General features: G+C 66.3%; 8 protein-coding genes. 6 read left to right on the forward strand and 2 right to left on the reverse strand.

Annotated features, from left to right (window positions below):
* The first annotated feature begins 98 nt into the window (after nt 1-98).
* The 6 genes from ygfK to arcC all read left to right on the forward strand — a co-directional run bounded on the left by ygfK (nt 99) and on the right by arcC (nt 11,391).
* Nucleotides 99-3,095 carry a putative selenate reductase subunit YgfK gene (ygfK, locus tag HMPREF0372_RS06650; RefSeq protein WP_007490051.1) on the forward strand — a complete coding sequence of 999 codons (2,997 nt, stop codon included), beginning with the start codon at nt 99-101 and terminating at the stop codon, nt 3,093-3,095.
* A gap of 81 nt (nt 3,096-3,176) precedes the next feature.
* Complete coding sequence (gene xdh, locus HMPREF0372_RS06655; RefSeq protein WP_007490053.1) at nt 3,177-5,774, forward strand: selenium-dependent xanthine dehydrogenase; 2,598 nt, start codon at nt 3,177-3,179, stop codon at nt 5,772-5,774.
* Nucleotides 5,775-5,988: 214 nt separating this feature from the next.
* Nucleotides 5,989-7,203, forward strand: a complete 1,215-nt coding sequence (gene dpaL, locus HMPREF0372_RS06660) for a diaminopropionate ammonia-lyase (protein WP_007490055.1) — start codon at nt 5,989-5,991, stop codon at nt 7,201-7,203.
* 222 nt (nt 7,204-7,425) lie between these two features.
* Nucleotides 7,426-8,838: a YgeY family selenium metabolism-linked hydrolase gene (locus HMPREF0372_RS06665; protein ID WP_007490057.1), complete on the forward strand. Its 1,413-nt coding sequence runs from the start codon at nt 7,426-7,428 to the stop codon at nt 8,836-8,838.
* 66 nt (nt 8,839-8,904) lie between these two features.
* Nucleotides 8,905-10,101, forward strand: a complete 1,197-nt coding sequence (ygeW, locus tag HMPREF0372_RS06670) for a knotted carbamoyltransferase YgeW (protein WP_007490058.1) — start codon at nt 8,905-8,907, stop codon at nt 10,099-10,101.
* A gap of 348 nt (nt 10,102-10,449) precedes the next feature.
* Nucleotides 10,450-11,391: a carbamate kinase gene (arcC, locus tag HMPREF0372_RS06675; RefSeq protein WP_007490059.1), complete on the forward strand. Its 942-nt coding sequence runs from the start codon at nt 10,450-10,452 to the stop codon at nt 11,389-11,391.
* 41 nt (nt 11,392-11,432) lie between these two features.
* Here the strand turns inward: arcC and HMPREF0372_RS06680 are convergent, their stop codons facing one another.
* On the reverse strand, nt 11,433-11,981 hold the full coding sequence (locus tag HMPREF0372_RS06680) for a helix-turn-helix transcriptional regulator (RefSeq protein WP_007490060.1): 549 nt from the start codon (nt 11,979-11,981) through the stop codon (nt 11,433-11,435).
* 75 nt (nt 11,982-12,056) lie between these two features.
* Nucleotides 12,057-13,223, reverse strand: a complete 1,167-nt coding sequence (locus tag HMPREF0372_RS06685; RefSeq protein ID WP_039996822.1) for an aminotransferase class V-fold PLP-dependent enzyme — start codon at nt 13,221-13,223, stop codon at nt 12,057-12,059.
* Nucleotides 13,224-13,293 lie beyond the last annotated feature (70 nt).

Here is a 13,293-nt window from a genome sequence, read left to right on the forward strand (position 1 = left end):
AAGGGCCGCCCCTACCGTAAGCGCCGGACGTAGGGGCGGCCCTTGTGGCCGCCCGCCAGTCTGAACACATCTGAATCATATTTGGGAGGCCATCCGTTATGAGCGATATTATGAGACCCATGCCCTTTGCCCACCTGATGAACTGGATTTTGAGCGAGTACCGCGCCCAGGGCTCCGTGTTCGGCGTATCCAAGCTGGTGCGCCACGCCGGCGGGAAGGCCCTGCCCATCTTTGAGGAGAAGATCGAGTCCCCCTACGGCCCCGCCGCCGGCCCCCACACCCAGCTGGCCCAGAACATCATCGCGGCCTACGCCGCGGGCAGCCGCTTCTTTGAGGTCAAGACCGTGCAGGTGATGGACGGCGAGGAGCTGTCCAAGTGCGTCAGCAAACCCTGCATCACCGCCGCGGATGAGTGCTACAACTGCGAGTGGTCCACCGAGCTCTACGTCCCCCAGGCCTTCGCCGAATACGTCAAGGCGTGGTTCGCCTGCAAGCTGCTGGCGAAGGAGCTGGAGCTGGGCGATCCCGACGGCTTTGTGTTCAACATGAGCGTGGGCTACGATCTCAAGGGCATCCAGAGCCCCAAGGTGGATGCCTACATCGAGGGGATGAAGGACGCCTCCGGCACCGAGGTGTGGCGGGAGTGCATGGACTGGACTCTGGCCAATCTGGACCGGTTTGAGAAGGTGGACGAGGCCTATGTCCGTGGCATTACCCCCCACGTGTCCAACTCCATCACCGAGTCCACCCTCCACGGCTGCCCCCCCGACGAGATCGAGCGCATCGCCACCTATCTCATCACCGAAAAGAACCTGAACACCTACGTCAAGTGCAACCCCACCCTGCTGGGCTATGAGTTCGCCCGCAAGACCCTGGACGGCCTGGGCTACGACTACATCCAGTTCGACGACCACCACTTCCGCGAGGATCTCCAGTGGGAGGACGCGGTTCCCATGTTCCACCGGCTGATGCAGCGCACCGGCGAGCGGGGCCTGGAGTTCGGCGTGAAGATCACCAACACCTTCCCCGTGGACGTGGCCGCCGGCGAGCTGCCCAGCCAGGAGATGTACATGTCCGGCCGCTCCCTCTATCCCCTGTCCCTGTCCCTGGCGGCCCGTCTGGCCAGGGAGTTCAAGGGCAAGCTGCGCATCTCCTATTCCGGCGGCGCGGACATTCACTCGGTGCGGGCCCTCTTTGACACGGGCATCTGGCCCATCACCATGGCCACCACCGTCCTCAAGCCCGGCGGCTACCAGCGGTTCAGCCAGATCGGCCGGGCCCTGGCGGACATCTCCTATGAGCCCTGGGAGGGGGTGGACGCGGCCGGGGCGGCCGCTCTGGCGGAGGGTATCCCCGCCGACGGCCACTATCAAAAGCCCATGAAGCCCATCCCCAGCCGCAAGCTGGACAAAAAGGTGCCCCTCATCGACTGCTTCTCCGCCCCCTGCCGCTCCGGCTGCCCCATCGAGCAGGACATCCCCGCCTATCTGATGAAGGTAGGCGAGGTCAAGTACGAGGAGGCGCTGCGCATCATCACCCAGCGCAACGCCCTGCCCTTCATCACCGGCACCATCTGCTCCCACCGCTGCCAGGACAAGTGTATGCGCAACGCCTACGACGAGAGCGTCTACATCCGCGCCCAGAAGCTAAAGGCCGCCGAGGGCGGGTTTGAGGCCCTGCTGCCCAAGCTGCGCCCCGCCGCCCCCGCCGCGGGCCGGAGGGTGGCCGTGGTGGGCGGCGGCCCCGGCGGCATGTCCGCCGCCTACTTCCTGGGCCGCTCCGGCGTGGACGTCACCGTCTTCGAGCGCCGGGACGCCCTGGGCGGCATCGTGCGCCATGTCATCCCCGCGTTCCGCATCCCCGGCGAGGCCATCGACAACGACGTGCGCCTCATGGAGGCCATGGGGGTAAAGGCGGAGCTCAACACCGAGGTGAAGAACGTACAGGAGCTCTTCGCCCAGGGCTTCACCCATGTGATCCTGGCCACCGGCGCGTGGCAGAAGGGCAGCGCCGGGCTGGAGTACGGCGAGGAGCGCAACGTCATCGAGTTCCTGGAGGCCGCCAAGAAGGCCCCCGATACCCTGAACCTGGGCCGGCATGTGGTGGTCATCGGCGGCGGCAACACCGCCATGGACGCCGCCCGGGCCGCCAAGCGCCTCCCCGGCGTGGAGACCGTCTCCCTGGTGTACCGCAGAACCCGCCGCTATATGCCCGCCGACCAGGAGGAGCTGGAGCTGGCCCTGGCCGACGGCGTGGAGTTCCGGGAGCTGCTCGCCCCCGTGGGCGTCCGGGACGGCGTGCTCACCTGCAGGGTGATGGAGCTGGGCGCCCCCGACGCCACCGGCCGCCGCTCCCCCGTGGACACCGGCCGGACGGCGGAGGTGCCCGCCGACACGGTGATCACCGCCGTGGGCGAGAAGGTGGACACGGAGCTTTACACCGCCAACGGCCTTTCTGTGGATCAACGGGGCCGCGCCGTGGTCAACCCGGATACCCTGGAGTCCTCCGTCAAGCACGTCTTTGTGGTGGGCGACGGCCAGAAGGGCCCCGGCACCGTGGTGGAGGCCATCGCCGGCGCCGCCAAGGCGGCCCAGGCCATCCACCCCTTCGACGCGGACACCTGGGTGGAGCAGAACGTGAACCCCGACTATCAGAAGCCCCTGGCCAAGCGGGGCGACGTGTGCACCGACTGCGCCTCCTGCGGGGACATCCGCTGCCTGGGCTGCGCCACCGTGTGCGAGACCTGCACCGAGGTGTGCCCCAACCGGGCCAATGTGGCAGTGTGGGTGCCCGGCATGCGCCAGCGCCAGATCATCCACGTGGACGGCATGTGCAACGAGTGCGGCAACTGCGCCACCTTCTGCCCCTATGACAGCCGCCCCTACCAGGACAAGTTCACCCTGTTCTGGCGCGCGGACGACTTTGAGAACAGCCGGAACGAGGGCTTCCTCCGCCTGGAGGACGGCAGAACCCGGGTGCGCCTGGGCGGCCAGGTGGCCGACTACGACGTGTCCGACGCCGCCTGCGGTCTGTACGACCCCCTGCGCCGCCTGATCTGCGCGGTGTACGAGAACTACGCCTATCTGCTGGGATAATCCGGCGGCGGTGAGCCTCAGCCTTTCGCTGGGGCTTTCCGCACGCCCATGGAATCTGAATCAGGAAATGAGGAACCTGCCATGAGTGAGTGTTATTCCTTTGTGGTCAACGGCGTCCCCTGCTCCACGGAGGAGGAGAAGCCTCTGCTGCGCTACCTGCGGGACGAGCTGCGCCTGACCTCGGTGAAGGACGGGTGCAGCGAGGGCGCCTGCGGCACCTGCACCATCCTGGTGGACGGCAAGGCCGTCAAGGCCTGCGTCCTGTCCACCAAGCGGGCCGCAGGCAAGGAGATCGTGACGGTGGAGGGTCTCTCGGAGGCCGAGCGGGAGGCCTTCGTCTACGCCTTCGGCGCGGTGGGCGCGGTCCAGTGCGGCTTCTGTATCCCCGGCATGGTAATCGCGGGCAAGGCCCTGCTGGATCAGAACCCCAACCCCACCGAGGCGGAGATCAAAAAGGCCATCCGGGGCAACGTGTGCCGCTGCACCGGCTACAAGAAAATCATCGAGGGCATCGCCCTGGCCGGGGCCATCCTCCGCGGGGAGCGGGCCGTCGACCCCGCCCTGGAGCACGGGGACGCCTACGGCGTGGGGGCGCGGGCCTTCCGCACCGACGTGCGGGCCAAGGTGCTGGGCACCGGGGCGTACTGCGACGACCTGTACCTGGACGGCATGGCGCACGCCTCCGCCGTCCGCTCCCAGTACCCCCGGGCCAGGGTGCTGGACATCGACGCCTCCGCCGCCCTGGCCCTGCCCGGGGTGCTGGCCGTCCTCACCGCCGACGACGTGCCCCACAACAAGGTGGGCCATCTCCAGCAGGACTGGGACGTGATGATCGCCAAGGGGGACATCACCCGCTGCGTGGGGGACGCCATCTGCCTGGTGGTGGCGGAGAGCGAGGCCGTGCTCAAGCAGGCCAAGGAGCTGGTGAAGGTGGACTATGAGCCCCTGGAGCCGGTACGCACCATCCAGGAGGCCAGGGCGGCGGACGCCCCCAGCCTCCACCCCAACGGCAACCTGTGCCAGCAGCGCCACGTCACCCGGGGCGACGCCAGGGCCGCCCTGGCCCAGTCCAAGTATGTGGTCACCCAGTCCTACCGCACCCCATTCACCGAGCACGCCTTCCTGGAGCCGGAGTGCGCCGTGGCCTTCCCCTACAAGGACGGGGTAAAGGTCTATACCTCCGACCAGGGGGTGTACGACACCCGCAAGGAGATCTCCATCATGCTGGGGTGGGAGCCCGAGCGCATCGTGGTGGAGAACAAGCTGGTGGGGGGCGGCTTCGGCGGCAAGGAGGACGTGTCGGTGCAGCACCTGGCGGTGCTGGCCGCCCTCAAGGTGGGCCGCCCGGTGAAGGCGAAGCTCTCCCGGCAGGAGTCCATCGCCTTCCACCCAAAGCGCCACTATATGGAGGGCACCTTCACCCTGGGCTGCGACGAGAACGGCATCTTCACCGGCCTGGACTGCGAGATCCACTTCGACACCGGGGCCTACGCCTCCCTGTGCGGGCCGGTGCTGGAGCGGGCCTGCACCCACTCGGTGGGCCCCTACTGCTACCAGAACACCGACATCCGCGGCTTCGGCTGGTACACCAATAACCCCCCCGCCGGGGCCTTCCGGGGCTTCGGCGTGTGCCAGAGCGAGTTCGCCCTGGAGTCCAACATCAACCTGCTGGCGGTAAAAGTGGGCATCTCCCCCTGGGAGATCCGCTTCCGCAACGCCATCGAGCCGGGGAAGGCCCTCCCCAACGGCCAGATCGCCGACTGCTCCACCGCCCTCAAGGAGACCCTGCTGGCGGTAAAGGACGTCTATGAGCAAAACGCGGCTCACGCCGGCATCGCCTGCGCCATGAAGAACTCCGGCGTGGGCGTGGGCCTGCCCGACAAGGGCCGGTGCAGGCTGGCGGTGCGCAATGGGGTGGTGGAGCTGTACTCCGCCGCCTCCGACATCGGCCAGGGCTGCGCCACCGTGTTCCTCCAGATGCTGGCCGAGGCCACCGGACTGCCCCTGGAAAAGCTCCGCAACATGGGGGCCAACTCGGAGGTGGCCCCCGACTCAGGCACCACCTCCGGTTCCCGCCAGACCCTGATCACAGGCGAGGCGGTGCGCATGGCCGCCGCCGAGCTCAGGGCCGATCTGGACGGGGCGGGCGGGGACTTGTCCGCCCTGGAGGGGCTGGAGTACAGCGCCGAGTTCTTCGACCCCACCGACAAGCTGGGGGCCGACAAGCCCAATCCCAAGAGCCATGTGGCCTACGGCTTCGCCACCCATGTGGTGATTCTGGACGGCGAGGGCCGGGTGAAGGAGGTCTATGCCGCCCACGATTCGGGCAAGGTGGTCAACCCCACCTCCATTCAGGGTCAGATCGAGGGGGGCGTGCTCATGGGCCTGGGCTACGCCCTCACCGAGGACTTCCCCCTGAAGGACTGCGTGCCCCAGGCCAAATTCGGCACCCTGGGGCTGATGCGGGCCGACCAGATCCCCGACATCCACGCCATCTATGTGGAGAAGGAGGAGCTGCTCCCCTTCGCCTACGGGGCCAAGGGCATCGGCGAGATCGCCACCATCCCCACCGCTCCGGCGGTCCAGGGGGCCTACTACGCCCGTGACCACATCCTGCGCACCAGCCTGCCCATGCAGGACACCTTCTACAAAAAGCCAGCCAAGAAGGCCGCCCCCTGACCTTCCGCGGGGTCCCGGCGGCCGTCCGTCCGGGGTCCCGCTTTCCTGTTTTTCCCTTATGTTTCAGGCGCATTTTTATGGATGCTAAAAATTTTTTAGTATTACACCATTTTTTTTAGAATATCCTCTTGACATCTGAACGGGACGTGGTATGATGGTCTCGTAAAACAAAAAGTGAGTGCAACTTCAAAATAATTTGGAGGCGACCGTCCCAATGAAAGACCAGATCAAATGGGTCCTCAACACCATGCCCAAGAGCGACGACCGGCAGCTGCCCATCATGTCGCTCTCCAACGTGGCCAAGGCCCGCTTTTTCCACAGCACCTTCCCCCAGTACTCCGTCACCCCCCTGGACCGGCTGGACGGCATGGCCCAATACCTGGGGCTGGCCGGCCTGTGCGTCAAAAACGAGTCCTTCCGCTTCGGCCTGAACGCCTTCAAGGTGCTGGGCGGCTCCTTCGCCATGGCCAAGTACATCGCCAAGGAGATGGGCCGGGACGTCTCCGAGATGACCTACGACTACCTGACCAGCGAGGCCTTCCGCAAGGAGTTCGGCCAGGCCACCTTCTTCACCGCCACCGACGGCAACCACGGCCGCGGCGTGGCGTGGGCGGCCAACAAGCTGGGGCAGAAGGCCGTGGTACATATGCCCAAGGGCAGCTCCAAGCCCCGTTACGACAACATTGCCAAGGAGGGCGCCGCCGTCACCATCGAGGAGGTCAACTACGACGACTGCGTCCGCATGGCCGCCGCGGAGGCCGCCCAGACCGAGCACGGCGTGATCGTCCAGGACACCGCCTGGGAGGGCTATGAGGAGATCCCCTCCTGGATCATGCAGGGCTACGGCACCATGGCCAGCGAGGCCGCCGAGCAGCTCCGCCAGATCGGCGTCAACCGTCCCTCCCACGTGTTCGTCCAGGCGGGCGTGGGCTCCCTGGCCGGCGCGGTGGTGGGCTACTTCACCAACCTGTTCCCCAACGACCCGCCCAAGTTCATCGTCATGGAGGCCCAGGCGGCCGACTGCCTCTACCGGGGCGCCCTGGCCGGCGACGGCGCCCCCCGCATCGTGGACGGCGACCTCCAGACCATCATGGCCGGCCTGGCCTGCGGCGAGCCCAACACCATCTCCTGGGATATCCTGCGCAACCACGCCACCGCCTTTGTCTCCTGCCCCGACTGGGTGAGCGCCCGGGGCATGCGGATGCTGGGCGTCCCCGTCAAGGGCGATCCGGTGGTGATCTCCGGCGAGTCCGGCGCGGTGGGCATGGGCCTCATCGCCGCCATCATGGAGACCGATGAATACAAGGAGCTCCGGGAGGCCATCGGCCTGGACCGCTTCAGCCAGGTGCTCATGTTCTCCACCGAGGGCAACACCGACCCCATGAAGTTCCGCAAGGTGCTGTGGGACGGTGAATATCCCACCGCTTAATTCATCCCAAAAGCGGCAAAGCCGCTTCTGGGATGAGATACAGCCCGCCGCGCGCAGGTGCTGACCGCTGAAAGCGCTCAGCACCCACACTTGCTGGCTGAGCGGAGTTCGTTCCGGGGCACATGTCCCCGGAACGAACAAACTGCACGCCTGCGGCGCGCACTCTGTAAGGCTTTTAAGAAAATACAACCACCTGTGGATCAATGATGGAGGGAAACGAACATGGATTACGAGCAGATCAAGAAGGCAGCCGAGGGCTACAAGGCCGATATGGCCCGCTTCCTGCGGGCGATGATCTCCCACCCCAGCGAGAGCTGCGAGGAGAAGGAAGTGGTGGCCTGCATCAAGGCCGAGATGGAGAAGCTGGGCTACGACGCGGTGGAGGTGGACGGCCTGGGCAACGTCATCGGCTGGATGGGCGAGGGCGACAAGATCATTGCCTTCGACTCCCACATCGACACCGTTGGCATCGGTAACATCAACAACTGGGAGGCCGATCCCTACCAGGGCTACGAGGACGACGCGGTGATCTTCGGCCGCGGCGGCTCCGACCAGGAGGGCGGCATGGCCGCCGCCACCTACGGCGCCAAGATCATGAAGGATCTGGGCCTCATTCCCGCCGGCTACAAGATCATGGTGGTGGGCTCCGTGCAGGAGGAGGACTGCGACGGCATGTGCTGGCAGTACATCGTCAACAAGTTCTTCCCCGCCAAGGGCATCCGCAAGGAGCAGGTGGAGTTCGTGGTGTCCACCGAGCCCACCGACGGCGGCATCTACCGGGGCCACCGGGGCCGCATGGAGATCCGCGTGGACGTGAAGGGCGTCTCCTGCCACGGCTCCGCTCCGGAGCGGGGCGACAACGCCATCTACAAGATGGCCGACATCCTCCAGGACGTGCGCGCCCTCAACGAGAACCCCGCCGACGAGACCGTGGAGATCAAGGGACTGGTGAAGATGCTGGACCCCAAGTACAACCCCGAGCACTTTGAGGACGCCCGCTTCCTGGGCCGGGGCACCTGCACCACCTCCCAGATCTTCTACACCTCCCCCAGCCGCTGCGCCGTGGCCGACTCCTGCTCCATCTCCATCGACCGCCGCATGACCGCCGGCGAGACCTGGGACTCCTGCCTCCAGGAGATCCGCGACCTGCCCAGCGTGAAGAAGTACGGCGACGACGTACAGGTGTCCATGTATATGTATGACCGGCCCTCCTGGACCGGCGAGGTGTACGAGACCGAGTGCTACTTCCCCACCTGGATCAACAAGGAAAACGCCGCCCACGTCCAGGCCCTGGTGGACGCCCACCACGCCCTCTGGGGCGACAAGCGCATCGGCCACGCCGACGCCGAGGCCAAGCGGGACGCCATGCACCTGCGGGACGGCCGCCCCCTCACCGACAAGTGGACCTTCTCCACCAACGGCGTAGCCATCCAGGGCCGCTACGGCATCCCCTGCGTGGGCTTCGGCCCCGGCGCCGAGAGCCAGGCTCACGCCCCCAACGAGATCACCTGGAAGATGGATCTGGTCACCTGCGCCGCCCTGTACGCCGCCGTGCCCGGCTGCTACAAGGAGGAGAACAAGACCGCCGACGTGTCCCAGTTCCGCGCGGGCAAGACCAATAATAACATTCAGTAAGAAGCGCGCCCGTAGGGGCGGGGCTTGTCCCCGCCCCACAACAAAAAAGAAAAGGAGATTGCCGCTATGGAAAACCTTCAGAACTATATTGACAAGCTCAACAAGCTCAACTTCAAGGAGATGTACGAAGGCGACTTCTTCCTGACCTGGGAAAAGACCGACGACGAGCTCGAGGCCGTCTTCACCATCGCCGACGCCCTGCGCTACATGCGGGAGAACAACATCTCCACCAAGATCTTCGAGTCCGGTCTGGGTATCTCCCTGTTCCGCGACAACTCCACCCGCACCCGCTTCTCCTTCGCCTCCGCCTGCAACCTGCTGGGCCTGGAGGTGCAGGATCTGGACGAGGGCAAGAGCCAGATCGCCCACGGCGAGACCGTCCGCGAGACCGCCAACATGGTGTCCTTCATGGCCGACGTCATCGGCATCCGCGACGACATGTACATCGGCAAGGGCAACGCCTACATGCACGAGTTCATGGACGCCGTGACCCAGGGCCACAAGGACGGCGTGCTGGAGCAGAAGCCCACCCTGGTCAACCTCCAGTGCGACATCGACCACCCCACCCAGGCCATGGCCGACATGCTGCACATCATCCACCACTTCGGCGGCGTGGAGAACCTGAAGGGCAAGAAGATCGCCATGACCTGGGCCTACTCCCCCAGCTACGGCAAGCCCCTCTCCGTGCCCCAGGGCGTCATCGGCCTGATGAGCCGCTTCGGCATGGACGTGGTGCTGGCCCACCCCGAGGGCTACGAGGTCATGCCCGAGGTGGAGGAGGTCGCCAAGACCAACGCCCAGAAGTCCGGCGGCACCTTCACCAAGACCCACTCCATGGCGGAGGCCTTCCAGGACGCCGACATCGTGTATCCCAAGAGCTGGGCGCCCTTCGCCGCCATGGAGAAGCGCACCAACCTGTACGCCGAGGGCGACAGCGAGGGTATCAAGGCTCTGGAGAAGGAGCTGCTGGCCCAGAACGCCACACACAAGGACTGGTGCTGCACCGAGGAGCTGATGAAGACCACCCGCGACGGCAAGGCCCTGTACCTGCACTGCCTGCCCGCCGACATCAACGACGTCTCCTGCGTGGACGGCGAGGTGGAGGCCAGCGTGTTTGACCGCTACCGCGATCCTCTCTACAAGGAGGCCTCCTTCAAGCCCTACATCATCGCCGCCATGATCTTCCTGGCCAAGGTGAAGGATCCCCAGGCCACCCTGAAGGCCTTGGAGGAGCGCGGCCTGGCCCGCTGGTTCCAGAAGTAAAATCTGCAAATTTCCCCCGCCCAGGCGCTCCGGCCCGCCCGCAAATACAGGTACTCCGGTATTCTGCGGGCGGGCCCTGTCTTTTTCGGCGCGGGCACACAGGCAGGGATGCCCCTTGCGGCCGCCCGCCCCTCCGTATTCCGTAGGGGCCGATGCCCTCATCGGCCCGGCGGCCCGCGGAACAGACTGGGGGCGCACACAGTGCGCCCCTATCTGCTCGGCGGAACTGAATTCCGCCTGCGCCAAGGTTTTGCCCTCCGGGCAAAACGCTTGTACGCGCCTCCCGGCGCGTAGGCATTTCCGCCCCATCTCCTTTCGACTTTTCTTATTTTGAATGAGGTGCTATTCATGGGTAAACGTGTTGTCATCGCCCTGGGCGGAAATGCCCTGGGCAACAATCTGCCGGAGCAGATGATCGCGGTGAAGCAGACCGCCAGGGCCATCGTGGATCTGATCGAGGAGGGCCACGAGGTCATCATCGCCCACGGCAACGGCCCCCAGGTGGGCATGATTCAGAAGGCCATGGCCGAGCTGACCCGCTCGGAGCCGGAGAAGTACATCCCCTGCCCCCTCTCCGTCTGCGTGGCCATGAGCCAGGGGTATATCGGCTATGATCTCCAGAATGCGCTGCGGGAGGAGCTGCTGGATCGCGGCATCTCCAAGGGCGTGGCCACCGTGCTGACCCAGGTGGAAGTAAACCGGGACGACCCGGCCTTCCAGAACCCCACAAAGCCCATCGGCGCCTTCATGACCAAGGAGGAGGCCGACAAAATGGTGGCTGAGCGGGGCTATAACGTCATTGAGGACGCGGGCCGGGGCTACCGCCGTGTGGTGGCCTCTCCCAAGCCCCAGTCCATCATCGAGATTGAGTCCATCCGCGACATGGTGGACGCCGGACTGGTGGTGGTGGCCTGCGGCGGCGGCGGCATCCCGGTCTACAAGACCGAGGGCCACCACCTCAAGGGCGCGGCGGCGGTCATCGACAAGGACTTCGCCTCCTGCGTGCTGGCCCAGCAGGTCAACGCCGATACCCTCATCATCCTCACCGCCGTGGAGAAGGTGGCCATTAACTTCGGCAAGCCCAACCAGACCTGGCTGGACAGCCTGACCCCCGCCGAGGCCAAGGTCTACATGGAACGGGGCCACTTCGCCCCCGGCTCCATGCTGCCCAAGGTGCAGGCTGCCGTGGAATTCGCCGAGAGCGCCCCCGGCCGCACCGCCCTGATCACCCTTCTGGAAAAGGCCAAGGACGGCGTGGCGGGCCGCACCGGCACGGTTATCCACCAGTAAAGTGCAAAAAATGGAGTTCCCGCCCTGCGGGAACTCCATTTTTAACGTCCGAAGATCAGTACATAGTAGAGCGGAATGGTGAGAAACAGCATCCAGCCCGGGTGCCAGTTGTCCAGCAGGAAGCCGGTGATCAAAAAAGCCACCGTGACCACCACGGCATAGACCTCCGAGATGCCGAGCCAGTAGGTCAGGTTGGGCAGAATCACCATCAGCGCCAGGGTGAGCAGCCACAGCAGCCCCTCCTTCCACTTGGCCCGCGCCCGCTTCCGGGCCTTCTGCTCCGCCTCCTCCGCGGCGTCCCAAGCCCGGGCGGCGGCAAAAATCTCCGCGTCCTCGTCCGCCGGGGCCTCCTCCGGCTCCGGCGCGGCCTGGGCCGCCTCCCCCGCCGGGGTGTGGAGCAGCAGCGCGTCCAGGGACACGCCGTAGAGCCGGGCCAGGGCGAGCAGGTTGTCCGTGTCTGGAGAGGACTCCGCCCTCTCCCACTTGGACACCGCCTGGCGGCTGACCCCCAGCTTGTACGCCAGCTCCTCCTGGGAATAGCCGTGCTCCCGGCGCAGGGCCAGCAGGCGGTTTGCAATCTCCAGATTCATGGGCACTCCTCCTCGCCGTTCAGAATAGCAGAGACGGGCCTGGGCCGCCACCGCTTCCGGGTTTCATGGCCGCAACTATTGGTTGCCCACCTCCAGCAGCAGGTCGTACACCGCGCCGTGGACGTAGTCCAGCTCCTCAAAGGTGGTAAACGGCCCCACGGAGAAGCGCACCGCCCCCTGGGGAAAGGTGCCCAGGGTCTTGTGGGCCAGCGGGGCGCAGTGGAGGCCGCAGCGGGTCTGGATGCCGTACTCCCGCTCCAGCCGGAAGGTCATCTCGGCGTTGTCGGCGCAGAGAAAGTCCACAGACACCACCCCCACCCGGTTTACCGGGTCGTCAGAGCCCAGCACCCGCAGGCCGTCCTCCTCCAGCTCCATCAGCCGGGCCCACAGGTGGCCCGCCAGCTTCCGCTCCCGCGCCCGCAGGGCCTCCCCCTCCCGGTCCAGGTAGTCCAGGGCAGCCCCCAGGCCGAAGATCCCCGGCAGATTCAGCGTGCCCGCCTCCAGCCGGTCGGGCAGGAAAGAGGGCATGTCCAGCGACTCGGATTGGCTGCCCGTGCCGCCGGCGAGGAGGGGCTCCAGCTCCGACGCCAGGGCATCGCTGACCACCACGCCGCCGATGCCCTGGGGCCCCAGCAGGCCCTTGTGGCCTGGAAAAGCCAGGCCGTCGATGCCCATGGCCCCCATGTCCACCGGCAGGACGCCCAGAGTCTGGGCCGCGTCCACCAGGAAGAAGATGCCCCGCGCCCGGCAGAGCCGCCCCACCTCGGCAATGGGGAAGATGGTTCCCGACACGTTGGAGGCGTGGGTGAGCACCACCGCCCGGACGCCGGGCGTCAGCCGCTCTGCCAGATTCTCCGTCACCAGCTCCCCCCGCTCCGTGCAGGGCAGGTACTCCACCTCCACCCCCGCCCGCTCCAACTGGCGGAGGGGGCGCAGAACGGCGTTGTGCTCCATGGGGGAGGTCACGACCCGGTCGCCGGGCCGCAGCAGTCCCTTGAGCAGCAGATTCAGCCCGTGGGTGGCCCCGGAGGTGAACGCCACATTGCGCGGCCCGGGACCGTTCACCAGGGTACAGAGCCGCTCCCGCACCTCCAGCACCCCCTCGGCCGCGTCATAGGCCCGCTGGTAGCCGCCCCGGCCGATGTTGCAGCCCACACGCTCAATGTAGTCCGCCATGGCCGCCCCCACCCCCGGTGCCTTGGGGTAAGAGGTGGCCGCGTTGTCCAGATATACAGTGCGCATGTGTGACTCCTCCTCCTCAAAACAGGCGGGCGGGCAAACCCCCCCCCCCCCCCCCCCCCCCCCCCCCCCC

The organism is Flavonifractor plautii ATCC 29863 (assembly GCF_000239295.1).
Lineage (GTDB): Bacteria > Bacillota > Clostridia > Oscillospirales > Oscillospiraceae > Flavonifractor > Flavonifractor plautii.

Excerpts from the sequence above, each read along its gene's own strand:
- ygfK (WP_007490051.1), top strand. The coding sequence starts at position 99 with ATGAGCGATATTATGAGACCCATGCCCTTTGCCCACCTGATGAACTGG.
- xdh (WP_007490053.1), top strand. The coding sequence starts at position 3,177 with ATGAGTGAGTGTTATTCCTTTGTGGTCAACGGCGTCCCCTGCTCCACG.
- dpaL (WP_007490055.1), top strand. The coding sequence starts at position 5,989 with ATGAAAGACCAGATCAAATGGGTCCTCAACACCATGCCCAAGAGCGAC.
- HMPREF0372_RS06665 (WP_007490057.1), top strand. The coding sequence starts at position 7,426 with ATGGATTACGAGCAGATCAAGAAGGCAGCCGAGGGCTACAAGGCCGAT.
- ygeW (WP_007490058.1), top strand. The coding sequence starts at position 8,905 with ATGGAAAACCTTCAGAACTATATTGACAAGCTCAACAAGCTCAACTTC.
- arcC (WP_007490059.1), top strand. The coding sequence starts at position 10,450 with ATGGGTAAACGTGTTGTCATCGCCCTGGGCGGAAATGCCCTGGGCAAC.
- HMPREF0372_RS06680 (WP_007490060.1), bottom strand. The coding sequence starts at position 11,981 with ATGAATCTGGAGATTGCAAACCGCCTGCTGGCCCTGCGCCGGGAGCAC.
- HMPREF0372_RS06685 (WP_039996822.1), bottom strand. The coding sequence starts at position 13,223 with ATGCGCACTGTATATCTGGACAACGCGGCCACCTCTTACCCCAAGGCA.